Genomic DNA, 26,052 nt, shown 5'->3' with positions numbered 1-26,052 from the left:
CCAAGTCGTAAAGCTCAGAAAGCTGTTGTTGAACAAAGAAACTTAAATCCTGTGCTTGACTCTTGTGGTTAAAAACAGGACATTTTAAATGGTTTATCGCATAGACATTTTAATTGGTGAATAACAGAACTGTATGAAAGTAAACCTGCTAATGATGCCCATATAATACTTTTTTGCATCTTCATTTCCTTTTATTGCTTGCTATTCAAGCGCCGAATCTAATTTTTATATTTCATGCTGAGGATAGATTCTGCCGTTGAATGCAGGTTATTTAGGGATTTAAAACATTGCTTTATTAAGTTTATTTGAATTTTAGCGTTTTGAAGCGGATGCCGCACTATTCGTGGCGGATCCAGGTTTGGCTGCGGCCGAGTGCAGAAACGCCGACGTAGCCGCGCAAGGTAATACGCTTGCCGTTAGGGCTCAGCTTGGCTTTTGTGCTGTATATTTTTCCTGAAAGCGGGTCGAGGATTTTACCTCCAGCATAGTTGTTGTCGCCATCTGCTTTAAGGCCAGTCAATACGTCTAAACCGAGGATTGGCTTATTGGTGTAGGGCGCAGGGCAGCTCACACAGGTTTCTTTAGGGGTGTAGCCAGGGCGCGGGGTCACTTTGATAATTTTGGCGGTATAGCTGCCATTGGATTCTTGGCGGATTTCCAAAACCGCTTTTGAAGAGCCGGTTTTGTCATCAATATTTTTCCAAAGCCCCGTAATGTCATTGGCCCAAATCATGCTTGAAAAACTGCTCAGTACAAGAGCAGAGGCCAATTTAAATTTTTTCATTAAAATCATCCTTTATCATATGAAAAAACATAAATTGATCATAAGCCTAATTTTTTGACAAAACAATCATCTAAAAATGATCCTTCAGTCACATTTTTTGCAGGAAAAAGATAAATGACGGCAGCCAAATGGCGGTGAAAACAGCATTGACCGCCATGCCGAAAGCCGCATAACGCCCCGCGATACTGCCGCGCTGCCATGCCTGCGCCGTGCCGATGGCATGGGCAGCTAATCCAAGCGCTAAGCCTGAAGCGCGCTCATCATTGATATGGCGCAAAATCAGCGGTGAAAATGCCGCGCCAATGACCCCGGAAAGAATCACAATCAGAATCACCAAGGGAATAGGCGAATGCAGCAGGGTTGCGATATTGATGGCGATCGGGGTGGTCACAGCACGGGTGGCGAAAGCCATGATGGTCGGATTAGACAAATGCAGCAAATAGGCCAGTCCCATTGGCAAAGCGACTGCGCTGATGCTGGCAAAGACCAGAATGCCGCCTACAGCTTTTAGAGGCAGGTCATCATATCGCATCGCGGCCAGAGGAATCGCCAGCGCGACGGTGACATAGCCCAATAAGTTATTGAACAGTGGATTCACTTGCGCCATGTAGCTTTCATACGGAATGCGGAACAGATAGAGCATGCCGATGATGAAAAACATGCCGATCACAATGACAGGAATCTGAGGCAGTTTTTTATTAATCGGCTTTGCGGCCAGATAGGCGATCAGGGTAATGAAGAATCCGGTAATAATGGCAAGCATGCTGATTCTCCTAGAGCCATTTCTTTGACATTTTGGCGTACACCCAGAGCGGAATCAGGGTGCTGACAAATAGAACAATCAAAAACATGGGAATTTCATTGCCCAAATGCATCATCATCAGCAGCGATCCTGCACTGATCGGCAAGAAAGCAAAGGCGCTTTCCTTCATGATTTTGTTGTTGGTATCGACGAGGCTGGCTGGAATTTTCTTCAGCTTGCGCCACAGCGACAGCACAATCAGCAGGCTGATGAGGCCTGCTAAATTGCCCAGTTCCGGGTGGTTGAACTGCTTCATGATCCAGACCGCGCCTTCACGGAAAATAATAATTAAAGCAATAGTACCTATCCAGGCTTTCCAGTCGATGCGCTTGATCCAGTCCATTTTTGATCTTTCATTAAAATTTTACTTATCACGTTTTAACCGATTTAGTCCTTGATTTCAAATTCTTCCAGCGGTTTTTGAAATAGACTGGCGCGTTCACCTAAAATTTCCTGCATCGGCAAATGCGCCTGCTTAATCAGCTGTTCCAGTTTATGCGGCGCCATAATGACATGCAGCTGCAGATTGCCTTGATCATCATATTGTTCGGATTGAATGACATTCAGTTCGTACAGCTGATTGCGCAGCTTGCCGTAAGCAGGTTTTAAATTCAGCTCAAAACTTTGAATGTTGCCCATCAGGCATTCATGCACCGCTTGCTTGAGCAAGTCCAGACCTTGCTGGCTATGTGCCGAGACATAGATACGGCCAGGCTGATGCGGCGCTTTATAGACAATTTTGGCCTGTTCGCCGCTGATGTCAATTTTGTTGTATACGCGCAGTACCGGCACATCGGCGCCGATTTCTTGCAGCACTTGTTCGACCGCATCAATCTGTTCCAGCATGTCCGGGCTGCTGGAATCAATCACGTGCAGCAGAAGCGTGGCTTCAACAGTTTCTTCAAGTGTGGCTTTGAAGGACTCCACCAGCGAGTGCGATAAATTGCGGACAAAGCCGACGGTGTCCGCCAAGACTAAATTGCCGATGCCATCCCAGTTTAAACGGCGCAGGGTTGGATCCAGCGTTGCAAACAGCTGATCGGCGGCATATACATTGCTGCCGGCTAAAATATTGAATAAGGTCGATTTTCCGGCATTGGTATAGCCGACCAGAGAAACCGTTGGAACAGCTGCTTTTTGCCGCGCGACACGGCCTTGCATCCGGGTCTGTTTGACTTTATCGATTTTGGCTTTCAGCTGCCCCATGCGGATACGCAAAAGCCGGCGGTCGGTTTCCAAAACGGTTTCACCGGGGCCACGCAGGCCAATGCCGCCTTTTTGGCTGTCCAGATCGCCGCGGCTGCGGATCAAGCGTGAAGACAGATGCTGCAGCTGCGCCAGTTCCACCTGCAGCTTGCCTTCATAGGTGCGGGCGCGCTGCGCGAAAATATCCAGAATCAGTTCGGTGCGGTCAACCACGCGGCAATGCAAGATTTTTTCCAAATTACGCGCTTGGGCCGGGGTCAGCGCATGGTCAAAAATAGCCAGATCGGCTTCATGTTCTTGCACAATGGCGGCGATTTCCTCCGCCTTGCCGGAACCAATAAACAGCTTTGCATCGGGCCGGATCCGCTGCGCGTGAATATGCGCTAAAATTTCCGCACCCGCTGACTGCGCCAGCAGGTGGAATTCTTCGGCATCTAAATCTTCCAGCATTTGCACTGCCACACTGACTAAGATGACCCGTTCGCCGCTTTGCTGTTTAATCTGATCCAATCTGCGCAAACTCCTGCCTAAAAGGATGATTTGGGGAAAACATTATTCTAGGCGAAAAACAGCCCGTGCGGGGGATGATTTAAATCACGCTGTAAAATGCATGCGCAAAAAGCGCCATCACGCCGCAATAGAAGAGGGATGCGCCGCCAATCAGTTTCAGCGCGGTCCAGTGAGGGAGGGCTGCATCATGCTGCTGAGTCTTGTTCATCAGGATTATCCATTTCTATATCTGATAAAAATATTATGATTGATTCTTATAATCGATAGAAATGGGAAATGATGATGCCCAGTTTCGGTTTTTATGATCAATGCAAAGTCATGCGCTTCGGTATAGTATGCTAATCACTGGGGTTAAACATTTAGCCGTTTTGTGATTTGTGATAACTGTATGAATGAATCTGCTGCACCGACATCTTCCGCTTTAAAAGGTTTTGCCCGTTTTTCTTTATATGTGCGCAAAGTGGCTGCATCTATTGGCGCGGTCATTGAAGGCTTTTATCTGGTGTATTTCTATCGGCTGTATAAAAATCCGAATAATCCTGCGAATACCCGTTATGTGCAGTATTTCTGCCGCAAGCTGTGCAAAGTATTCAATATAGATGTGCAGGTGCATGGCGATATCCCGCGCCATCCAGCTTTGTGGGTCAGCAATCACATCTCCTGGCTGGATGTCGCCGTATTGGGTTCTGGCGCACGGGTATTTTTCCTGGCGAAAGCGGAAATTGAAAAATGGCCTTTGATAGGCAAATTGGCGAAAGGCGGCGGCACATTATTCATCAAGCGCGGTTCGGGCGATTCCATCAAAATTAAAGAACAAATCACCGACTTTTTAAAACAGGACAGTCCAGTATTGTTTTTTCCTGAAGCCACGACGACCGATGGCAGCAAAATAAAAAAAGTTCATGGCCGTTTGCTGGGCGCTGCCATTGACGCGCAGCGTCCTGTGCAGATCTGCTTGATTTGCTATGTGAATAAGCATGGAGAGCTGGATATGGTTGCGCCGTATATCGGCGACATCAGCTTTGCGCAGCATGTGCAGAATGTGCTGGAAATGCCGAAAGTGACCGCGCACTTAATGGCGCTGCCGGCGATTGATTCTGCCGGGCATACGGTTGATAGCCTGACGCATGAAGTGCAGCAGAAAATGACGGAAGGACTGGCGCAGCTGCAAGCCAAAGTGCTGCATGCCGCAACGTCTTAAGCATGCGCTGACGCAGGCTTTGAGCCCAAACAGCGCTTACATAAAGCCTTCAGCCGGCAGCCATGAAATGATTTTCATGCCGGCGCGCTGCCACCATTTCATTTTCGGCTCTTTGACGTAGGTTCGGGTTTGCCCGTTTTCTAATTTAATTTTCCAGTTTATTTGCTGATTGGCATCTAAAACCAGTTTGTAGGCAAATTTGCTGAGATTCTGATCCATGGTGGTGTGCACCGCACGGGCCAAAGAGGGGCTGTTCAGCAGGACGCCAATCTCGGTATTCAAATAGGCGGAACGCGGATCAAAATTAAATGAGCCGATAAAAACCTGCTTTTCATCCAGCGCCATCAATTTGGCATGCAGGCTAGAACGGCTCAGCCCTTTGATGCTGACTTTCGCCTTGCTGGCCAGCTCATCGGTATTGATATTCAGGTTTTCGGCATTGGGGCTGGATAAAAATTCATACAGCTGCACATCATGTTCCAGCAGGTCTTGCCGGTATTTCTGATAAAACGCATGCACCAGCGGCACATCATTGGCTTTAAATGAATTGGTCAGCACGCGGACTTGAACGCCGCTGGCACTGAGTTCATTCAGCTTTTGCGCGCCTTTTTTCTCCGGAACAAAATAGGCCGAGACAATATCAACACTCTGTTCCGGCTTGCTTAAATGGTTCAGCAGCTGAAAATTCAGATGTTCTTCTTTTTTGGCTTTGGCCTTAATTTTGCTCGGCGAGTCTTTGACTACTTCTGCCTTAACCCAGTCAAACTGAATTTGATTATTCAGCCAATTTTCAAAGGCGTGCGAACGGTTGGCCAAATCCAGATAATTCTGCACGGTGATTTCCTGGTTGAAATCCTCCAGCTGCTGTTTCAGCCCTTCAAAGCGCAGGGTGTAATGGCGCGGATTGACCAGCTGCTTGACCGGAAAAGCATAGTCATCGTTCCAGTATTCATCAAAAGAATGAATAATTTCATCAGACGCGGAGCCGACTAGCATGACGTCTACATCGGAAAATTGGTAGTTGTCGCTCAGGTTGTAGTATTGATTGCTCATGTTGCGCCCGCCGATGAGCGCAATCTGATTGTCGGCAATAAAGCTCTTGTTGTGCATGCGGCGGTTGATGCGCTTCAGATTCAGCAGCATGTCCATGGCGCGGTAATGCCGGAAGCGGTAGGGGTTATACAGGCGGACTTCAATATTGGCGTGCTGGTCCAGCGCCAGATAAATGCCTTCCATTTTCTTTGAATTGTTGTCATCAATCAGCAGGCGGACTTTGACGCCGCGGTCTGCCGCCTGAATAATCGAATGCAGCGCCATGGAACCGATTTTGTCGTTGTCCCAAATGTAATACTGCAAATCTAAAGATTTTTCGGCTTTCTTGATCAGTTCCATACGGGCCGCCAGCGCTTCCAGCGGGTCATACAGCACATGATAGCCTGTCAGCCCGGGATTGGCATTGCGCAGCGGCAGCACGATTTTCGCTAATGGTGTTGCATCTGTGGGCGTGCTGAAGGCATATTCCATGGGCTGCGGTGTTTGCTTGGGCAGCGTCGAACAGGCGGGAAGCCCCAAAATTAAACTGCAGCCGAGCACGATGGCCGCTGACTGAGCGGGATTGCGCACTTTGGCAGCATCGGCAGCTGTATATGCAGTATTGAGGGGATTGGTCATGCGTGCAGAAAATCAAAAAATTAGAATTGAGTATAATTGCGAGCTATGAAAAGATAAATATAAGGATGGTGAATTCCAGCCGGTCAATTTGTTGAGTATTCGTATGTGGGATCGAGATTCTGTTGTGATTTATTTTTATATCGGTATGGGACTGCTGGCGCTCTGGGCGATTTCTCAGGCGTGGCTGAGCCAATCGCGTACGGAAACGATCCATCCTTTTAAAGCCTTTGTGCATCTGCTGGCATTCTATTTGTCGTATCTGCTGATTCCTCTGTTTTTCTTCAGCCTGTATGCCGGGCTGAGCGGCTATTATTTCCTGCATGAAGCGGTTTTTGTGTTCTTGGTCTGCGGCGTGCTGTGCTATGCGCGCTTTATCGAGCCGCATTTGGTGCGCTTAAAAACCACGCGCTATCAGCTGAATGAAGACAAGGCGCTGCTGAAGCCGGTGAAAATTGCGCTGGTGGCGGATCTGCATATTGGCTTGTTTTCAGGGCATGAGCGCCAGCTGAAGCTGATCGTGAAAAAAATCAATAAAGCGCAGCCGGATTTGGTTGTGGTCGCTGGCGATTGGACTTATGAGCCGGAAAACAAGCTGGCGGAAGAACTGGCTGTCTTAAAAGAGATTCATGCGCCTGTATATTCAGTCAATGGCAATCATGATGAGCAGTATCCAGGGCCGCCGATTCAGGAACTGCTGCGCAATGCGCTGCAGCAGAATGATGTCATGGATATTGAAGGCCAAGTGGTCGAGTTTAATGAATTCCGGCTGATCGGCATTGGCGATTTATGGGCAGGCAAGGCGGATATGCGTTTCATGCCTGAGCTGCCGCAAGACAAGCCTTGGGTTATTTTGTCGCATAACCCGGATACGGTGGATATGGTGCCGGCTTTGCCGAGCCGCCCGCTGATGCTGTCTGGGCATACCCATGGCGGGCAGGTTGAATTGCCGTGGCTGACCGATTATGTGATGAAAAAGGTCTCTATTCTTGGACATAAAAAGGGGCTGTACCGCCATGAGCACGCCGATGTCTTTGTGACAGTCGGCACAGGAATGGTCGGTGTGCCTTTTCGCTTCAGAGTGCCGCCTACAATTGATATTATTGAATTAATTTGATTTTACTGCTTGTTTTGTAGACGTATTTCACATTATATTTAAACGGTTAAATGCTCATTTTAACGAAACGGCAATGCCATATTTGCGTCAACATGCGCATTTCTGCGGACCTTGAATCAAGAGCTTTGACACAGCGCAACGTGAAAATAAGAGTAAAACAATATGTCGGAATTTTATAAAGAAGTTGGAACTCTATTTGGGCTCTCTGAGCAGCAGGCGGCACGGCTGGAAGAGGGCTTAAACCAGCTGGCGCAAGATTTTTCTGCTGCCGGTCAAGTGGATGATCAGGCATTTTCTGCAGGCTTTTATCAGAAATTTCAACAGCTGGCTTTGAACAATGGATTGCAGGAAAGTGATCTGGAGCCTTTGATTGGCGTGCTGTATTTTACTGAGGGGCATCAGCAGGTTACCGCTTATATCGTGCCGAGCTTTTACAATGCCGGCGGTGACCGTGAAATGTATGCAGACACGTATCAATTAATGATGGACGAGCTGAAACAGGCTATTTAAACCGCTGAGCGCATATTTGTTCTGCGGAAGACCTTTTCATGCTAAATCTTAGAACAATACAAAAAAAGCCGGCGCTGGACGCCGGCTTTTTTTGAGTCAACCGTTTTAGATTTGGTTGTTTACATCATCATTTTTCGTTTCACGGATCAGCAGGAATGCGATCAGGGAAAGAATAGACGCGGCTGTCAGATAGTAGCCTACCGCATAGAGGCCATAGCCTGTCGCCAGCTTAGTCGCAATCAGCGGCGCAAAAGATGCACCGAAAATGCCAGCTAAGTTGAATGTCAGCGCAGAACCGGTATAGCGTACTGAGGTCGGGAAGATTTCAGACAATACTGTGCCGATTGGGCCATAGGTTAAGCCCATGATGGCCAAACCGATGCAGAGGAAGAGGAATACAATGGCGGTGCTGCCGGATTCCAGCATTGCAGAGAATACGAGACCGAAAAGGGCGGATACAACACATACCGCAATGGATGTGGTTTTACGGCCGAATTTCTCAGCAAAGACTGCAGACAGCGGAATAAAGGCGGCGAAGCACAGTGTCGCGATCAATTGCAGCTTTAAGAACTCTTCACGAGTATAGCCGAGCTGCGTTGTTCCCCATTGCAATGCAAAGACGGTTGTCAAATAGAACACCACGAAAGTGCAGATGGCGGCAATGGTGCCTAAAATCAGCATGCCCCAGTGCTTGGTCAGCACTTCTTTAAACGGAACATTGACTTCTTTCTGCTTGTTTAAAACTTTTTGGAACGCTGGGGTTTCATGCAGTTTTAAACGAATCCACAGGCCCATGATCACCAGCAGCGCGCTTGAGATGAAGGGAATGCGCCAGCCCCATTGCATAAACTCAGCTTCAGACATGAAGTGGCCCAAGGTCAGGAATGAACCTGTTGCCAGGATGAAGCCGATCGGTGCGCCCAGCTGCGGGAACATGCCGTACCATGCGCGTTTGCCTTCCGGCGCATTTTCGGTTGCAAGAAGCACCGCGCCAGACCATTCACCGCCCAAACCTAGTCCTTGCCCTAAGCGGCAAAGCGCCAGCAATAACGGCGCAGCAATGCCGATTTGCGTATAGGTTGGCAGCAGGCCAATGCACACGGTTGAAATGCCCATGGTCAGCAGCGCGGCGACCAAGGTGGCTTTACGTCCAATTCTGTCGCCTAAATGGCCGAAGAATGCCGCGCCAATCGGGCGGGCAATAAAGGCAATTGCAAAGGTGGCTAAAGACTGAATGGTTGCAGTGGTCGGATCTGTGCTTGCAGGGAAGAACAGATGCGGAAAAATAATCACTGCAGCCGTAGCATAGATATAGAAATCGAAGAATTCGATTGTTGTACCTACAAGACTTGCTGTAAGTACGCGGAATTTTGAATTTGTTGGTTGCTGTTCTGATACAGCAGCACTTGAAGACGCCATGGTAGACCTTACACTTACTAAAAATAATTGAACTTAGTTTTAATAGCGTAATCTTTTTAAAAAAGGCGTAATTTCTTAAAAAAACACGAAATACCTGCTTACAATCTGCGGAATTAGGGTCACTAAAGAATGCAGTGTGAGCGGTTTATATCACGTAGAGATAAATCGACAGGAAATGTGATCCTGCACCTATCAATACAAAAATATGCCAGATAGCGTGGGTATATCTTACTCTTTTTAATGCATAAAACAATGCGCCAACGGTGTATGAAAGCCCGCCGATGATGAGGCAGGTTAAAGCTTGAGCATTTAGAAAGCGTTGCATATCGTCAATGACAAGCAAGGCGAGCCAGCCCATGACCAAATATGCAATCAGCGAAATTTTCTGGAAAGAGTTAATGAATATTAACTTGAATAGTGTTCCAATTATGGCGATCACCCATAACGCGATCAGCAAATAGTGCGCTTTAGCTGTGGGAATGGCGATGGCGAGAAAGGGTGTATAGGTGCCGGCAATTAAATAATAAATGGCAGTATGATCGAGTTTTTTATAAAAATAGCGCCGGTCTGCAGACGTGGACATGTGATAAAGCGTTGATGCCGAAAACAGCAGAATCATGCTGAGGGCATACACCCAGAGGCCAAACCACTGGCCGGCTGGCAAGTATGATCCTTTAATAATCAATAAAATACCGGAAATGAGAGCCAGTGCAGCGCCAATGCCGTGACTGAGAAAATTCAGGCGTTCTTCAAGCGGGTCGTAATCGGGGGCAAATGGAGCGTTGTTTATCATTTAATGTCGCTCAAGTAAAATATACAAATGTATAGTAATTCAATTTTGCATTTAGCGTAAGACGATTTAAACTTTAGATGCAATTCTTTTCAGGTCTCTATTATGTCCGCTTCGGCTTCTCTTTTTCCACAGGAACAGCAATTCTTGGATGCGTTTCAGCAAGCGCTTGATTCGCAGAAGTTTGAGCGCTTGATTCTAAGCCAATATAAAGGCGAATTAGAACATTTGGAAAAAATGACCTTAAGGGTCATTTCGCTGCAAAATGAAAAAATGCTGAGCTGCCTGTACCGCTATAAAACGCAGGATGTGACCAAGAACTTCCCTTTGGCGGATGCCGTGGCCTTTGTCCGCAGTTTGCTGCCGAGCTGCAAGCAGGCCAACTTATTTACAGCTGAAGAAGAGCTGCAGCTGAAAAAAAATAAGAAAAAAGCCATGCTGACGGTGAGCAAAAGCCAATCAGACAGCAAGAAAATGATGAATGATGCGCAAGGCCATGACCGCGCCAAACAGCGCTATGTCGATCAGGACAGCTTCTTTTTGCAGCCGCTGGGCATTACCGATGCCAAAATGCAGATTATTCCGAGCATGGCGCGCAAATGGAAACAGATCAATAAATTTGTTGAAATCTGCGCAGGCGCCTTGGAACAGCTGAAAAAAACCGATCAGCCGCTGCATGTGGTGGATTTTGGATCAGGCAAGGGGTATTTGACCTTCGCGCTGTATGATTATTTGGCCAAGCATCAGCAAACGCCTTTTGTGACAGGTGTCGAGCTGAATCCGAAAATGGTGGCGTTTTGCCAAGAGGTGGCCGTGCAGTCGCATTTCAGCCAGCTGGATTTTTTCCAAGGCGATGTGCGCACCTATAATCCGGCACAGCTGGATGTGATGATTGCCTTGCATGCCTGTGATGTGGCGACGGATTTCGCTATTCATACTGGCATCCGCCTGAATGCGCAGATGATTATGTGCGCGCCTTGCTGCCATAAGGAGCTGCGTCCCCAGCTGACAGCGCCGAAAGTGCTGGCGCCGATGCTGCAGTTTGGCATTCATGCCGGGCAGCAGGCGGAAATGCTGACCGACACGATTCGCGCCTTGCTGCTGAAAGCCTATGGCTATGAGACCAAGGTCTTTGAATTTGTGGCGCTGGAGCATACCAGTAAAAATAAAATGATATTGGCTGTGAAGCGTAAAGACTATGCCGCACCGGATCAGGCTGTTTTAGCGCAGATTCAGGCATTGAAAGAGATGTACGGCATTCAGAAGCATTCCTTGGAGCTGCTGCTGAATGATCAATGGGATCAGCAGGATATTGGCTGTAAGTGCTGAGGGAGGAAAGTATGCAGCAGCTGCAAATTCGTTCGGGAAAATGGGCGCAATTAGAACAGGATGCGAAACTGATCCGTGAACAGGTGTTTATTCAGGAACAGCAGATCGCACCGGAAGATGAATGGGATGCAGAGGACGCGGTTTCATTGCATTTCATGGTTTATGATCAGGCGCAGCCGGTAGCGACAGCCCGCCTGTTGAACAGCAACAGCATTGGCCGTGTAGCGGTGCTGAAAGCCTATCGCGGTCAAGGCATTGGCAAATTGCTAATGGAAGCCGTGATTTCACAGGCGCGTACTGAGCGCCGTGAATTTTTAAAACTGTCATCGCAAGTACATGCGGTTCCGTTTTATGCCGGGCTGGGCTTTGCTGTGCATGGTGAAGAATACTTGGATTGCGGCATCCCGCATATCGACATGCAGATGCAGTTTTAGCAAAAATAAAAAGCGCTGAATATTCAGCGCTTTTTACAGATGGCTTTACCGCTGCTTGATCAGTGGCCTGCTGCCTCATGCTGCATATTATCCATATGCGCATGTTCATTTTCAGTCATGCTCATATCCGCTGCAGCTGGCTTTTGAGCTGCTTCACGGGCTTCTTTTTGCTGCTGCGCTTCGGCCATTTGTTCCTGAGACATAGCAGGCGCATTTTTAAACGCATGCTGCTGGGTATTGTCTTTCTTTTGCTGGCTTGGCATGTAATCCGGCTCATTGCTGACCGCAAGCCAGAAGAAAACCATGAATAACAGGCCTAAAATGCAGGCGATAATCAGCGCTTTCCAGCCCCAAGGTGATTTTTCAGGAGAAGAATGATCTGTCATAACAGCATACTCAATCGGATAAAAAGAATTCAAATATTTGTTACTTTATAACATGAAAACGGCTGAACGCATGCGTAAATTTTAGACTGGCTGCAGATCCGCAGATTGAGCAGCGTGAAAAAAGGAGCGCTCGGCTCCTTATTTAATTTGCATCGGATGGATCAGATCAGCTCATTTTTTGCGGCTTTGTCTTTCAGCAATTGCGGCGTTTTAAAGCGTTCGCCGTATTTCGCTTCCAGTGTATTGGCGCGTACCAATGCTTTTTCCAAACCATATTGATTGAGGAATTGCAGCGCGCCGCCTGTCCATGGGGCAAAGCCAATGCCGAAAATTGAACCGACATTGCCATCTACAGTCGATTCCAGCACGCCTTCTTCTAGGCAGCGCAGAGTATCTAAAGACTGCACAAACAGGAAGCGGTCAATCATTTCCTGTTCAGAAATGTCAGTATCCTTTTGCCATTTGCTTAAGCCTGCCCATAGGTGCTTTTTGCCGCCTTCCGGATAGTCATAGAAGCCTGCGCCCGCGGTTTTGCCTTTGCGGCCAAACTCATGAATCATGCTTTGAATCACTTCATCAGCGCCTGAATGCGGCAAGTCTTTGCCTTCTGCCTGCAGCGCTTTACGAGTTTCATTCGCTACATGTTCAGATAGCGTCAGCGAGACTTCGTCTTGAATGGCCAGTGGGCCGACAGGCATGCCGGCTTTCAGCGCAGCCATTTCAATCCGTGCAGGATGAACGCCTTCGTGCAATAATCGCAAACCTTCCTGTACAAAGGTGCCGAATACACGGCTGGTGAAGAAGCCGCGGCTGTCATTGACCACAATTGGGGTTTTGCCAATTTGCTGTACGTAGTCGTAGGCTTTGGCTAAGGTTTCTGCCGAAGTATTTTTTCCTTTGATGATTTCCACCAGTTGCATTTTATCGACTGGACTGAAAAAATGAAGGCCAATAAAATGCGCTTGATCTTTTGAGGCTTCCGCTAGACCTGAAATCGGCAAAGTCGAGGTATTGGATGCAAAGACACTGTTATCGGCCAAATAGGCTTCGGCTTCTTGAGTGACTTGGGCTTTCAGTTGCTGATTTTCAAACACGGCTTCAATGATCAAGTCACAGCCTTGCAAATCCGCTGCTTCTGCTGTGGCATGAATCAATCCTAAAACTTGATCACGCTGTTCTACGCTGAGACGACCTTGCGAAACTTTTTTATCCAGCAATTTTTGGCTATAAGCTTTGCCTTTTTCTGCATTTTCAAGGGATACATCTTTCAGTACAACGGCAATGCCTTTGGACGCAGTCGCATAGGCAATACCGGCACCCATCATGCCTGCACCTAAAATACCGACTTTAGCCGCTTTCCATTTCGCTACATCTTTGGGGCGGCTGGCGCCAGATTTAATTGCATTCAACCCATGCCAGAAAGTGCCGATCATATTTTTGGAAATTTGACCGGTGGCTAAATAAGTGAAATAGCGCGACTCAATGGTCAGTGCGGTATCAACATCAACCTGAGCGCCTTCAACCGCAGCCGCCATAATCGCTTCAGGCGCTGGGTAACAGCCTTTGGTTTTATCGCGCAGCATCGCAGGGGCAATCGCCAGCATTTGCGCCACAGCAGGCGTAGAGGGCGTGCCACCCGGAATTTTATAGCCTTTGACATCAAAAGGCTGCTGTGATTTTGGATTGGCTTTAACCCAAGCTATCGCTTTGTCTAGTAATTCTTGCTCTGAATCTGCTGTATCATGAATTAGCCCGAGTGATTTAGCTTTATCCACACCAAATTGTTTACCTTCCATCAAAAATGGAAACGCATTTTGCAGACCAAGTAAACGCGTCATACGTACCACACCGCCACCACCTGGCAGTAAGCCTATAGTTACTTCTGGCAAGCCAAATTTTGCCTTAGCATCATTTAAAGCGACACGGTAGTGACAGCCTAAAGCTAACTCCCAGCCGCCGCCTAAAGCGGTGCCATTCAGTGCTGCTGCCACAGGGATGCCACGGGTTTCGATGTAGCGCAGTTTGGCTTTCATGTCTTCAACCATGTTGAAGAAGTCAGCTGCATGTTCGGGTGTAGCTTGAATCAGTTCATCCAGATCACCGCCGGCAAAGAAGGTCTTTTTTACGGAACGGAAGATGATACCCGCAATGTTTTCATCGGCTTGCAGTTTTGCTACTGTTTCACCCAGTGCTGTGCGGAAGTCTGCATTCATGGTGTTGGCAGACTGGTTTGGAGAATCCAGTGTGAGGATGGCGATGTTGTCGGCATTTTTTTCAAATTGAATTGCGCTCATTTTTATTCTCCTTATACCAGCTCAATAATGGTGGCAATGCCCATACCGCCGCCCACACACAAAGTCGCTAAACCGCGTTTTTTTCCTTGGCGCTCCAGTTCATCGAGCAGTGTGCCTAAAATCATCGCGCCTGTGGCCCCTAGTGGATGCCCCATGGCAATTGCGCCACCATTCACATTGACTTTAGCTGGATCTACGTGAAGTTCATTAATGAAGCGCATGACCACTGCAGCAAAGGCTTCATTCACTTCAAATAGGTCAATATCGTCAATGGTTAAGCCAGCTTTGGCTAAAGCTTTACGCGCAGCGGGCGCAGGGCCGGTCAGCATGATGGTCGGATCAGCACCGACTAATGCCGTTGCCAGCACTTTGGCACGCGGCTTTAAACCTTGTTCTTTGACTGCTTTTTCAGATGCCAATAAAACCACGGCAGCACCATCGACAATGCCGGATGAATTGCCCGCATGATGCACATGATGAATCGTGCCAACTTCAGGGTATTTTTGCAGTGCAATGGCGTCAAAACCCATTTGCCCCATCATGGCGAAACTTGGATTCAGTTTGCTGAGGCCTTCTGTTGTTGTGCTCGGTTTAATAAATTCATCTTGGGCTAAAATCGTCACGCCCGCTTTGTCTTTGACAGGTACGACCGATTTATTGAAATAGCCATTGGCTTGGGCTGCTGCCGCTTTTTTCTGAGAGTTTGCGGCAAAGGCATCGACATCTGCACGGCTATAGCCGTCAATGGTGGCAATAAGATCCGCACCAATGCCTTGCGGCACAAAATGTGATTTTAAATTGGTTTCTGGATCCAGCGCCCAAGGCCCGCCATCGGAACCCATCGGTACGCGCGACATGGATTCAACACCGCCCGCAACCACTAAATCTTCCCAACCCGAACGGACTTTTTGCGCAGCCATGTTGACGGCTTCCAAACCGGACGCGCAGAAACGGTTAATCTGCACGCCTGCAACATCATTGTCCCAGCCGGCAGCAATGGCCGCTGTTTTGGCAATATCCGCCCCTTGATCGCCAATAGGGGTGACACAGCCTAAAACAATGTCATCGACTGCGGCGGTGTCAAATTGATGGCGGCTTTGCAGTTCATTCAGCAGGCCGGTGAGCAGGCTGATCGGTTTAACTTCATGCAATGAACCGTCTTTTTTCCCTTTGCCGCGCGGTGTGCGAATGGCATCAATGATGTAAGCCTCGCTCATAACTGTATCCCTTTATTTATGCATTAAAATTTTTATGTGTTTTTGAGTGTACGCATTAATTGAGCGAGTGCAATGACGAGAACGGATCAGATCATTTGACATTTTTTGCCATGAAGCGGTTGCGAGCGTTGGAATATTTAAGCTTCAGGCGCTGAGCTGGAGCTCATATCCTGTAAGGTGTACGCGGATTCAAAGGATTATTTTTTAAAATTGGCTTTTTTAACCAGCCGTTGCCAGCCGATCTGTTCTTGATCTGCGCTTTAAAAAAAAGCGCCTTTTTAGGCGCTTTTTTGAATCTGGAATAAAACTTAGTGATAGCCGTGCAGCTGGCGGTACAGCCCCGGTGTAACCCCGGTCCATTTTTTGAATGCGCGGTGGAAAGTACTGGTTTCACTGAAACCGACTTGCTGGGCCACATCTTCCAAAGTCAATTCTGGGTTTAGCAGCAGGTGAATCGCGGCGTCACGGCGCAGGGCATCTTTCACGCCTTGATAGCTCTTGCCTTCAGCAGCCAAGCGGCGGCGCAAGGTTTGCGGCGACAGATACAGCATGGAAGCCACATCGTTCAGCGTCGGCATTTCTTCGCCAATCTGGCTCTTCAAGACTTCACGGATGCGCGAAGTTAAAGAGTTGGTGTTTTTGAATTTCACCAGCAGCTGCGCAGGCGCGGCTTTTAAGAATTCTTCCAAAGACTCTTCATTTTGGCGGATCGGCAGATCCAGATAATCCGCTGCAAAAGTGATTTCTGTGCGCGGCGCATCAAACTGCATTACCGGCGCAAAGAACAGCGCATCGTACTCATCGGCATGTTCTGGGCGGCTGTAGCCGAAATGCACGCGCTCTAAAGGCAGGCGGCGTTCAATCAGCCAAGACGCCAAGCCGTGCCAAATCATCAGCATGCTTTCAGTAATAAAATGATCCGGGTCCATCGATTTGGGAATCAGCGGCACCAGGCGCGCTTCGTGCTTATCGCGCTCCAGTGATACAGACCATTCATCGCCGAATAATTTATAGAATTGCGATGAAAGTTCCAGCGCCGCGCCCAGCGTTTTGGCATGGATGATCAGCTGGCACATGATGGCAAAAGTGCCCAGACGGCGCGGCTGAATATCAAAGCCGACGTGTTCATCCTGAGTCACCATCCACAGCATTTTAATAAAGCGGGTGTATTGTTCGGGTGAAATACGCGCCTTAGGCTGACGCAGAAGTTCTGCCTCAATGCCGACATGAGACAATAAAGTTTCGACATCCATGCCCAGGCGCTTGACACCGGATAAGGCTGCGTTGACGAAATGGATACTGATCGTATCGCGACTCATGTTAATTCCTTCAGTCTCTTTAATGTTCACTAATGTTTGACCTAAATGACGCTAAAAAATATATGTATGGCAATTTACAACAGCAATTTTACCATTTTTACATGTTAAATTGCCGAAACTATCAAGGTAAATGGCTGAACATGACATTGTTTTCATTCTTTTATATTTCTAATATGCCTGAAAATGCAATATAAATAGAGTAAAAACTCCAATGGCTTATCCGTTAAAAGGTTTGAAAGTTCTCGATTTTTCCACACTGCTTCCCGGCCCATTTGCAACCTTGTACTTGGCGGACATGGGAGCGGAGGTTGTGCATATTGAATCACCGACGCGCCCGGATTTAGTACGCCTGATGCCGCCATATTCGCATGGACAGGCGGCTTCGCACAATTACTTAAACCGCAATAAACAGTCTGTGGCCTTGGATTTAAAGAATCCTGAAAGCATTGCGCTGCTCAAATCCAAAATATCTGAATACGACATTGTCGTGGAGCAATTCCGGCCGGGGGTGATGCAGCGCCTAGGGCTGGACTATCAAAGCCTGGCGGAAATCCATCCGCAATTGATTTACTGCTCGATTACCGGCTATGGCCAAACCGGCCATTATAAAGACCGTGCTGGACACGATATTAATTATTTGGCGCTCTCCGGCATTGCTGGCCACAGCGGCCGTCAGGACAGCGGCCCGCCGCCGCTGGGCATTCAAGTTGCTGATGTCGCAGGCGGCTCGCTGCATGCGGTAATTGCCATTTTAAGCGCAGTGATTGAGCGTAGCCAAAGCGGTCAGGGCCAGCATATTGATATCTCCATGACGGATTGCGCCGCCACCTTGAACAATATGGCGGCCGCAGCAGAAATTGCCGGTAATGAACGGCAGCAGCCGGAGCATTCGCATCTCAATGGCGGCACCTTTTATGACTATTATGAAACGCGTGATGGGCGCTATTTATCCATCGGCAGTCTGGAACCGCAGTTTATGCTTGGGCTGGCACAGCTTCTGGAATTGCCGATTGTGGCTGAAAAGGGCGCGTCCTTTGCTGCGGATGACCGGCGGGCGGTGAAACAAGCCATACAGGATAAAATCCGCACTCAGGATTTTGCGTTTTGGACGGAATTGTTCCGCACGCAGGATGTCTGTGTTGAGCCGGTATTGAGCCTGGAAGAAGCCTTGCATTCAACGCTTGCAGAGGAGCGGGGCTGGCTGGTTGCTGTTCCGCTACAAGAGGGAAGTACAAAAAACGAACAACAATTGGCTTGTCCAATTAAGTTTTCACGATCCACAATGAGGTACGAATTTATAGGCAAAGCATTGGGTGAAGATGGTTTATAACGTCATTCATCATGAGCGAAAGTTCAACGCATTAGGCTGGGCTGCATTGAAGAGGGATATGAGGCCGCATATCAAATAAGCGCAGCATTCATATCAATATGATTCTGCAAATAAGGTCGCCAATCATGAATAAACTCAGAAAAAGTTGGTGTTTTTATACGGTGCTGTGTGTTTTCGGCTTTGACATCCAAAGCGCTTCCGCTGCTGACGCCTTCAATGCGGCAAGCCCTTGGATGTTTGGTGACTGGAATGGCCAGCGTACTGAGCTGCAGCAAAAAGGCTATGATTTCAGTTTCGGCTATACCGGTGAAATGGCCACATTGCTGGATGCCAAAAATTCATCCAGCCACGGCACTGAATATGCGGATCAATTCGCTCTCGGCGCCCACTTCGATTTAAGCAAAATTCTCGGCTGGCAAGATACTGAAGCGAAAATCACCATGACAGAGCGCAATGGCCATTCCCTGTCGCAAACCTCTGATGCCTTAAATGGACATTTAAGCTCAGCCCAAGAAGTCTGGGGCCGCGGTCAAACCTGGCGTTTAACGGACTTTGGGATTAAGAAACAGTTCCTGAACCAAAAACTGGATGTGAAAATCGGCCGTTTTGGTGAAGGCGAAGATTTCAACACCTTTGATTGCGATTTCCAGAACTTGGCGCTCTGCGGTTCGCAAGTCGGCAACTGGGTTGGCGATCAATGGTACAACTGGCCCGTCAGCCAATGGGCCGCCCGCGTCAAATACAGCATCCGTCCAGATTTATTTGCCCAAGTCGGGGTGTATGAATACAACCCCGAAAATTTGGAACGCGGCAAAGGCTGGAACTTAAGCACGGATGGCTCACATGGCGCAATCCTTCCTGCAGAAGTGGTCTGGTCGCCGAAAGCCGGCGCTGCACTGCTTCCGGGGGAATACCGCGCCGGCTATTATTACAGCACTGCTGATGCCGATGTAATTAACAGCCCTGGGAATAAAAAAGATCATCATCAAGGCGGCTGGATTGTTGCGAAACAGCAGCTGACTGCGCATCAAGGTGATGCGTCACGCGGGTTAAGCGGTTTTGCCAACCTGACGGTTCATGATTCAGACACCAACAGCGTCCGTGATATGCAAAATATCGGCTTGGTTTACAAAGGCGCTTTCGATGCCCGTCCGCAGGATGAAATTGCGGTTGGTCTTGGCCGCATCAGCATCAATGATGATGTGAATGACGCCAATATTGCCCATAACACCGTCGATGCGCGCGGCCTGCAAAGTGAAGAATACGACGCTGAAATTTATTACGGCATTCATGCAGCCAACTGGCTGACAATCCGTCCGAATATTCAATATATCCGCCATGTCGGCGCATATAAAAATGGAGAAAATGCTTGGGTTGGCGGGATCAAGCTGCAAACCGCATTCTAGTCCTCAGCTGTGCCTTCGGCTGCAAGCCGGGCCGCGCGCTGTTCTTGCTCGGGTTTTGAAGATCTAAAAACTACAAAAAGGCGCTCATATTCCACAGTCAATATGAGCTTTAAAAGAATCCTAAAAATAGGTGGTCAATATGAGTACTCCATCTTCAGGTTCAGCACTGAAAGCGATTGCAGCGGTCATTGCCGCCATCTTTGGTTTGGTGCTGCTGGTTGGAGGGATATATCTGGCAGTGCTTGGCGGGTCTTGGTACTACATCATTGCAGGTATTTTCTTCATCGCTGCAGCAGTCTTGCTGCAAAAACGAAAAAGCGCCGCTTTAACGGTTTATGCTGTACTGGTGCTTGGAACAGTCATTTGGGGGCTTTGGGAAGTGGGTTCCGACTTCTTTGCGCTTGCGCCCCGCTTGGATATTTTAGGCCTGTTTGGCTTACTCCTGCTTATTCCTGCAGTCACCCGCGGTTTTGACAATAGCACAGGCGCAAAAATCGCATTGACTGGCTCATTGGCCATTACTATTGCCGTGATGATTTATTCAGTGTTTAACGATCCGCAGGAAATCCGCGGTGAATTAAGCGCTGCACAGCCTGCAGCATCGCAGCCGATTCCGGGTGTTGCTGATGAAGACTGGCCCGCTTATGGGCGCACGCAATCCGGTCTGCGTTATTCTCCGCTGAAGCAAATCAACTCTGACAACGTTAAAAACCTAAAAGTCGCTTGGGAGTACCATACGGGCGAATCTAAAACGAGCAATGACTCCGCTGAAACCACCAACCAAGTGACGCCGATTAAAGTGGGTAGCAATATGTACATCTGCACCACTCACCAAAAATTGACGGCATTGGACCCTGCAACCGGCAAAGCCAAATGGACCTTTGATCCGAAGCTGAAAGCGGACCATACCTATCAGCATTTAACCTGCCGCGGCGTTTCATATTACGATGCCAACAACACTGCCGGTTTTGAAGTCAGCTTGGCGGCGAAAAAAACAGCGTCTGCTGAATGCCCGCAAAAAGTCATTCTGCCTGTCAATGATGGCCGTTTGGTTGCGGTGAATGCAAGCACAGGCAAACCATGTTCTGATTTTGGCCATAATGGCGAAGTCGATCTGCAAAAAGACATGCCATTCCCTTATCCGGGCGGCTATATTCCGACTTCTCCGCCGGTGATTACCGGAACAACGATTATTATTGGCGGCTCCACCACCGATAACTATTCGACTGAAGAGCCGTCCGGCGTGATCCGCGGCTATGATGTGAATACTGGCGCACTGCTTTGGGTCTTTGATACAGGCGCAGAAGATCCAAATGCGATTCCCGCGCCGGGTCAAAAATTTGTTCATAACTCGCCAAATGCATGGGCGCCTTTAGCGTATGATGCAAAACTGGATATTGTGTATGTTCCGACAGGCGTAGGCACGCCGGATATCTGGGGCGGCAACCGCACAGAATTGGATGAGCGCTATGCCAATGCAATGCTGGCGCTGAATGCGACGACAGGCAAATTGATCTGGAGCTTCCAAACTACTCACCATGATCTGTGGGATATGGATGTGCCTTCACAGCCGACTTTGGCGGATATTAAAGACAAATCCGGCAGCATTGTTCCCGCAATTTATGTTCTGACCAAAACAGGGAATGCCTTTGTACTGGACCGCCGCACCGGCAAAGCGATTGTGCCGATTACCGAGCGTCCAGTGCCGCAAACCGTGAAATGCGGCCCGCAAACCAAAGGCGAGTATTATGCTGCAACACAGCCATTCTCTGACTTTGACCTGGCGCCGAAAGATAAATTGACCGATAAGCAAATGTGGGGCGCAACCATGTTTGATCAGATGATCTGCCGTGTGTCTTTCAAAAAGCTCAACTATGAAGGCATTTATACTCCGCCATCAGAAAACGGCACATTGGTCTTCCCGGGCAACTTAGGCGTATTTGAATGGGGCGGCATGTCTGTCAATCCAGACCGTCAAATTGCTGTGATGAATCCAATTGGCTTGCCATTTGTCACTAAACTGATCCCAGAAAATCCGAACCGTCCGAAAACCGCCAAGGGCGCAGGCACTGAAGCCGGCGTTCAGCCGATGTATGGCGTGCCTTACGGTGTTGAAATCAGCGCGTTCCTATCGCCGTTTGGCTTGCCTTGCAAACAGCCTGTTTGGGGCTTTGTGGCCGGTGTGGATTTAAATACCCATGAAGTTGTATGGAAACGCCGTATCGGCACCATCCGTGACAGCATGCCGGGTATTCCATTGCCGCCATTCAAAATGGGGGTTCCAATGCTGGGCGGTTCAATTTCAACGGCGGGCAATGTGATGTTCATTGGCGCAACTCAGGATGATTATATCCGCGCCATCAACGTCACCAATGGCAATGAGCTGTGGAAAGGCCGTTTGCCGGCTGGCGGCCAAGCCACTCCAATGACATATGAAGCCAATGGCAAGCAGTATGTGGTGATTATGGCCGGCGGCCATGGTTCATTCGGCACTAAAATGGGCGACTCCATCGTGGCTTATGCATTGCCGGATAAAAAATAAGGGTTGAAATTGTCTGAACGAAAAGGCTTGATTGATCAGGCCTTTTTTTATTATGAAAATAAATGCTAAGGAATGAATAAAATAATCAATATCGATAAAAATCAAGCAAAAAGCGCTGAAAGGCTTTATATCAGTGAACTCTGCATCGCCTTATCAATAAAATCGTTATGAAGTATGTAAAAAACGCATTTTCTTGATAGATCAAATCTGGTTATGCTGTGCGCCGTTATAATGGAAATGACTAGCTGTACGCCATGTATTTATATACTGATTTTGACCAGCAACTGGTTAATGAACGTGTTGCACAGTTCCGCGATCAAACGGAACGTTATTTAGCAGGCAAATTGACGGAAGATGAATACCGTCCGCTGCGTCTTCAAAATGGTTTATATGTTCAGCGCTATGCGCCGATGCTGCGTATTGCAGTGCCTTATGGCCTGATGAATTCCAAGCAGCTGCGTAAAATTGCGGATTTGGCGCAAGAATTTGACCGCGGCTATGCGCACGTATCAACACGTCAAAACATTCAGTTTAACTGGCCTGCACTGGAAAATGTACCGGACATGCTGCAAGAGCTTGCTTCCGTGCAAATGCATGCGATTCAAACTTCAGGCAACTGTATCCGCAACACGACAACCGACCAGTATGCCGGTGTGGTTGCAGGTGAAGTGGCTGACCCGCGTCCTACTTGTGAGCTGATCCGCCAGTGGTCAACCTTCCATCCAGAATTCGCTTTCTTGCCGCGTAAATTCAAAATTGCAGTATCCGCATTGGAAGAAATCGACCGCGCAGCAACGTCATTCCACGACATAGGTGTTTACATCGTGCGCAATGAAGCCGGGGAAATGGGCTATAAGATCAAAGTCGGCGGCGGTTTAGGCCGTACTCCGGTGATTGGCAGCTTTATCCGTGAATTCCTGCCGCGTGAAGATCTAATTGCTTATTTAGAAGCGGTGCTGCGCGTCTATAACTTGCATGGCCGCCGCGACAACAAATACAAAGCACGTATTAAAATTTTAGTGAAAGCGCTAACGCCAGCGGTATTTGCAGAAAAAGTTGAAGCTGAATTTGCGCATACCATCAAAACTTTAAAAATTGATGCCGATACCTTGAAGAAAATGGATGAGAACTTCACGCCATTTGACTATCAAGACCATGCGGATGAAGACTTTTCTGCACAGTTCGCAGCTGAGCCGAAATTCAAGCAATGGTTCAATATCAATACCAATGCGCACAAAGTCAAAGGCTACCGTATCGTAACCATTTCTTTGAAGCGCGCAGGCATTGCGCCGGGCGATATGTCTGTTGAGGAAATGAAGCTGATTGCGGATCTGGCAGACCGATACACTTTTGGCGAATTGCGCACCACGCATGAACAGAACATTTCTTTAGTGGATGTGCCGCAAAAAGACTTGTTTGAACTGTGGAAAACCTTAGATCAGCATAACCTTGCGCGCGCGCATATCGGCTTTATTACCGATATTATTTGCTGCCCGGGCGGTGACTTCTGTTCATTGGCGAATGCGAAATCGATTCCGATTTCTGAAGCGATTTCACGCCGTTTTGATGATCTGGATACAGTATATAACCTGGGCCATATTGACCTGAATATTTCAGGCTGCATGAATGCCTGCGGCCATCACCATGTCGGCAACATCGGCATTTTGGGTGTGGACAAAAAAGGCGCTGAATTCTACCAAATCACCTTGGGCGGCAACGCAGACCATGATGCATCCATTGGTGATATTCTTGGGCCATCATTCGCCGCTGATGCCGTTCCAGACATCATTGATGAAATTTTAAATACCTATTTAGATTTGCGCACAGAAGGCGAAGAGTTCATTGAAACTTACCGCCGTGTCGGCATTCAGCCATTTAAGGAGCGTGCATATGCTTAATCCAGCACTTCAAGTCCTCTCTAAAGATGGCTCTGTTGCCGACAATACCTATCAGCTGATTGCTGAAGATGGCGCGCTGCCGCAAGGCGATGTGGTTTTGACCGCTGAACAGCTGGATCAATTGCCGCAGGTTTCGGGTAAAAAAGCCTTGCTGGTTACCGTTGACGCTTCACCGGAAATTCATGAATTTCCGCTGGATCAGCTGGATTCTATCTTTATTGATTTTGCGGGCTTTAATGATGGCCGCGGCTATTCATTTGCTGCGTTGCTGCGCCGTCAAGGTTTTCAAGGCGAACTCCGCGCAACAGGCGATGTATTCAAAGATGTCTTGAACTACATGAAGCGCGCAGGCTTTGACTCTTTTGTCGTGAAAGAAGGCAAGGATATTCAGGAAGCTGCGGCAGGTTTAGGCGATTTTACTCATCCTTACCAAGCTTCGACTGCTGTGCCTAAAGCGCATTATCAAACCGGCGCTTAAATTAGGCCGGATTGCATGAAAAACCCGCTTAAAGCGGGTTTTTTATTTTAGATTCAGCGGCGGCCTATTTATGTCGTGGCCACGCCATCCGCTGATGGCGCATGTGCAATTTAGGTGTTTAGGTTGTTGAAAGCAGCTTTGCTGAATCCTTACGTTTAAAAAAAGCCTTATTTATCGATATATGTTTTTTTAACGGATTAATTTGGTAGATTATTATACGGTAAAAGGCAGATTCAGCCCGTGACTGCTGTGAAGTCATGATTTTACTTATTTTTTTATAGTTGTGTGACATTATATTTATGCAAAATTCTATTCGTATCGGCATCGCCGGCTATGGCAATCTTGGCCGTGGCGTTGAAACTGCGGTTCAAAAAAATCCAGATATGGAACTGGTTGGCATTTTCAGCCGCCGCCCGCCAAGCACTGTTTCTCCTTGTTTTGCTACAACGCCAGTGTATAGCATGGATTCGCTGCAGGATTTCCGTGACAAAATTGATGTGCTGATTTTATGCGGCGGCTCGAAAGATGACTTGCCTCAGCAAGGCCCGAGTTTAGCGGCTCACTTTAATACCGTAGACAGTTTTGATACGCATGCGCGTATTCCTGAATATTATGCAGCTGTGGATGCGCCTGCATTGGCCAATAAAAAAACAGCAATGATCTCAATTGGCTGGGATCCAGGCATATTTTCAATCAACCGCCTTTTTGGCGAAGCCTTGCTGCCTGATGGTGAAACGTATACTTTTTGGGGCAAAGGCTTAAGCCAAGGCCATTCTGATGCAATCCGCCGTGTTAATGGCGTCAAAGCAGGTGTTCAATATACCATTCCCTCGACGGATGCGATTGAGCAGGTGCGCAGCGGAAAACGCCCTGAATTAAGCACTAAAGATAAACATCATCGTGAATGTCATGTTGTGCTTGAAGAGGGGGCAGATGCGGCTCTTGTTGAGCAAACAATTGTGACCATGCCTGATTATTTTGCTGACTATAATACGACGGTAAACTTTATTGATGAAGAAACCCTGAAAAGAGATCATCAAAAAATGCCGCATGGCGGTTTTGTGATCCGCAGCGGCAATACAAGCGATGAGCAAAATCAAGTGCTTGAATTTTCTTTGAAGCTGGACAGCAACCCCGAATTTACGGCAAGTGTATTGGTGGCATATGCCCGCGCATGTTACCGTTTAAATCAGATGCAGCAGTATGGTGCAAAAACTGCATTGGATGTGGCGCCAGCCTTGCTTTCAATGAAAACGCCTGAACAGCTGCGCAAAGAATTGCTCTAAGCGGCTTGAAATTGAAAAACCTCTAATGCTTCTAGGATTAGAGGTTTTTTTAATTGTGCAGTGCCGATTGCGGTCTTTATTGCTGCCTGATAATCATTTCAGGGAAACACCTTGAAAATCTCTTAT

General features: G+C 48.0%; 23 protein-coding genes. 11 read left to right on the top strand and 12 right to left on the bottom strand.

All coding sequences use genetic code 11. The features are described from left to right. Positions 1–337 precede the first annotated feature (337 nt). The 5 genes from ACE3T3_RS12470 to ACE3T3_RS12450 all read right to left on the bottom strand — a co-directional run bounded on the left by ACE3T3_RS12470 (position 338) and on the right by ACE3T3_RS12450 (position 3,510). Entirely contained in the window at positions 338–784 is a 447-nt protein-coding gene (locus ACE3T3_RS12470; protein WP_374667398.1) for a DUF2147 domain-containing protein, read from the bottom strand. Between the two features lie 88 nt (positions 785–872). Then, positions 873–1,547 (bottom strand): LrgB family protein, encoded by a 675-nt coding sequence (locus ACE3T3_RS12465; protein ID WP_374667396.1) that lies wholly within the window; start codon positions 1,545–1,547, stop codon positions 873–875. A gap of 10 nt (positions 1,548–1,557) precedes the next feature. Next, the gene (locus ACE3T3_RS12460) at positions 1,558–1,929 is read right to left on the bottom strand and encodes a hypothetical protein (RefSeq protein WP_374667394.1); all 372 of its coding nucleotides are present in this window, start codon (positions 1,927–1,929) and stop codon (positions 1,558–1,560) included. Positions 1,930–1,973: 44 nt separating this feature from the next. Further along, positions 1,974–3,302 (bottom strand): ribosome rescue GTPase HflX, encoded by a 1,329-nt coding sequence (gene hflX, locus ACE3T3_RS12455; protein ID WP_374667392.1) that lies wholly within the window; start codon positions 3,300–3,302, stop codon positions 1,974–1,976. Between the two features lie 79 nt (positions 3,303–3,381). Then, the gene (locus ACE3T3_RS12450) at positions 3,382–3,510 is read right to left on the bottom strand and encodes a hypothetical protein (RefSeq protein ID WP_374667390.1); all 129 of its coding nucleotides are present in this window, start codon (positions 3,508–3,510) and stop codon (positions 3,382–3,384) included. A 180-nt stretch (positions 3,511–3,690) separates the two neighbouring features. On the opposite strand from ACE3T3_RS12450, the gene ACE3T3_RS12445 reads away from it, so the two are divergent. Then, entirely contained in the window at positions 3,691–4,503 is an 813-nt protein-coding gene (locus tag ACE3T3_RS12445; protein ID WP_374667388.1) for a lysophospholipid acyltransferase family protein, read from the top strand. 36 nt (positions 4,504–4,539) lie between these two features. Here the strand turns inward: ACE3T3_RS12445 and ACE3T3_RS12440 are convergent, their stop codons facing one another. Continuing rightward, entirely contained in the window at positions 4,540–6,174 is a 1,635-nt protein-coding gene (locus tag ACE3T3_RS12440) for a phosphatidylserine/phosphatidylglycerophosphate/cardiolipin synthase family protein (RefSeq protein WP_374667386.1), read from the bottom strand. A gap of 103 nt (positions 6,175–6,277) precedes the next feature. On the opposite strand from ACE3T3_RS12440, the gene ACE3T3_RS12435 reads away from it, so the two are divergent. Both ACE3T3_RS12435 and ACE3T3_RS12430 read left to right on the top strand, forming a co-directional pair. Next, positions 6,278–7,288 (top strand): metallophosphoesterase, encoded by a 1,011-nt coding sequence (locus ACE3T3_RS12435; protein WP_374667384.1) that lies wholly within the window; start codon positions 6,278–6,280, stop codon positions 7,286–7,288. A 162-nt stretch (positions 7,289–7,450) separates the two neighbouring features. Then, positions 7,451–7,798: a hypothetical protein gene (locus ACE3T3_RS12430; protein ID WP_374667382.1), complete on the top strand. Its 348-nt coding sequence runs from the start codon at positions 7,451–7,453 to the stop codon at positions 7,796–7,798. A gap of 105 nt (positions 7,799–7,903) precedes the next feature. Here ACE3T3_RS12430 and ACE3T3_RS12425 read toward each other — a convergent pair whose 3' ends face one another. Continuing rightward, a complete protein-coding gene (locus tag ACE3T3_RS12425; RefSeq protein WP_374667380.1) occupies positions 7,904–9,217 on the bottom strand; it encodes an MFS transporter in 1,314 nt (437 codons plus the stop codon). A gap of 145 nt (positions 9,218–9,362) precedes the next feature. Next, a complete protein-coding gene (locus ACE3T3_RS12420; protein ID WP_374667404.1) occupies positions 9,363–10,007 on the bottom strand; it encodes a hemolysin III family protein in 645 nt (214 codons plus the stop codon). 105 nt (positions 10,008–10,112) lie between these two features. Here ACE3T3_RS12420 and ACE3T3_RS12415 point away from each other — a divergent pair, with 105 nt between their 5' ends. Both ACE3T3_RS12415 and ACE3T3_RS12410 read left to right on the top strand, forming a co-directional pair. After that, positions 10,113–11,336 (top strand): SAM-dependent methyltransferase, encoded by a 1,224-nt coding sequence (locus ACE3T3_RS12415; RefSeq protein WP_374667378.1) that lies wholly within the window; start codon positions 10,113–10,115, stop codon positions 11,334–11,336. 11 nt (positions 11,337–11,347) lie between these two features. Next, entirely contained in the window at positions 11,348–11,770 is a 423-nt protein-coding gene (locus tag ACE3T3_RS12410) for a GNAT family N-acetyltransferase (RefSeq protein ID WP_374667376.1), read from the top strand. Between the two features lie 59 nt (positions 11,771–11,829). Here the strand turns inward: ACE3T3_RS12410 and ACE3T3_RS12405 are convergent, their stop codons facing one another. The 4 genes from ACE3T3_RS12405 to ACE3T3_RS12390 all read right to left on the bottom strand — a co-directional run bounded on the left by ACE3T3_RS12405 (position 11,830) and on the right by ACE3T3_RS12390 (position 16,986). Then, complete coding sequence (locus ACE3T3_RS12405) at positions 11,830–12,156, bottom strand: hypothetical protein (protein ID WP_374667374.1); 327 nt, start codon at positions 12,154–12,156, stop codon at positions 11,830–11,832. A gap of 161 nt (positions 12,157–12,317) precedes the next feature. Continuing rightward, on the bottom strand, positions 12,318–14,450 hold the full coding sequence (locus ACE3T3_RS12400; RefSeq protein WP_374667373.1) for a 3-hydroxyacyl-CoA dehydrogenase NAD-binding domain-containing protein: 2,133 nt from the start codon (positions 14,448–14,450) through the stop codon (positions 12,318–12,320). An 11-nt stretch (positions 14,451–14,461) separates the two neighbouring features. Then, the gene (locus ACE3T3_RS12395) at positions 14,462–15,667 is read right to left on the bottom strand and encodes an acetyl-CoA C-acetyltransferase (protein ID WP_374667371.1); all 1,206 of its coding nucleotides are present in this window, start codon (positions 15,665–15,667) and stop codon (positions 14,462–14,464) included. 308 nt (positions 15,668–15,975) lie between these two features. Then, a complete protein-coding gene (locus ACE3T3_RS12390; protein WP_374667369.1) occupies positions 15,976–16,986 on the bottom strand; it encodes an AraC family transcriptional regulator in 1,011 nt (336 codons plus the stop codon). A gap of 211 nt (positions 16,987–17,197) precedes the next feature. On the opposite strand from ACE3T3_RS12390, the gene ACE3T3_RS12385 reads away from it, so the two are divergent. The 6 genes from ACE3T3_RS12385 to ACE3T3_RS12360 all read left to right on the top strand — a co-directional run bounded on the left by ACE3T3_RS12385 (position 17,198) and on the right by ACE3T3_RS12360 (position 25,926). After that, positions 17,198–18,316 (top strand): CaiB/BaiF CoA transferase family protein, encoded by a 1,119-nt coding sequence (locus tag ACE3T3_RS12385; RefSeq protein ID WP_374667367.1) that lies wholly within the window; start codon positions 17,198–17,200, stop codon positions 18,314–18,316. A gap of 125 nt (positions 18,317–18,441) precedes the next feature. Next, a complete protein-coding gene (locus tag ACE3T3_RS12380) occupies positions 18,442–19,722 on the top strand; it encodes a carbohydrate porin (RefSeq protein ID WP_374667365.1) in 1,281 nt (426 codons plus the stop codon). A gap of 139 nt (positions 19,723–19,861) precedes the next feature. Continuing rightward, positions 19,862–22,264 (top strand): glucose/quinate/shikimate family membrane-bound PQQ-dependent dehydrogenase, encoded by a 2,403-nt coding sequence (locus tag ACE3T3_RS12375; RefSeq protein ID WP_374667363.1) that lies wholly within the window; start codon positions 19,862–19,864, stop codon positions 22,262–22,264. Between the two features lie 254 nt (positions 22,265–22,518). Further along, positions 22,519–24,162: a nitrite/sulfite reductase gene (locus tag ACE3T3_RS12370; RefSeq protein WP_374667361.1), complete on the top strand. Its 1,644-nt coding sequence runs from the start codon at positions 22,519–22,521 to the stop codon at positions 24,160–24,162. Beyond that, entirely contained in the window at positions 24,155–24,640 is a 486-nt protein-coding gene (locus ACE3T3_RS12365) for a DUF934 domain-containing protein (RefSeq protein ID WP_374667359.1), read from the top strand. The genes ACE3T3_RS12370 and ACE3T3_RS12365 overlap by 8 nt, the downstream gene beginning before the upstream one ends. Positions 24,641–24,939: 299 nt before the next feature. Continuing rightward, positions 24,940–25,926: a diaminopimelate dehydrogenase gene (locus ACE3T3_RS12360; protein ID WP_374667357.1), complete on the top strand. Its 987-nt coding sequence runs from the start codon at positions 24,940–24,942 to the stop codon at positions 25,924–25,926. Positions 25,927–26,052: the final 126 nt, after the last annotated feature.

Origin of the sequence: Acinetobacter sp. (assembly GCF_041919735.1) — a bacterium.
GTDB lineage: Bacteria > Pseudomonadota > Gammaproteobacteria > Pseudomonadales > Moraxellaceae > Acinetobacter.
This window is presented reverse-complemented; position numbering and strand designations above follow the sequence as displayed.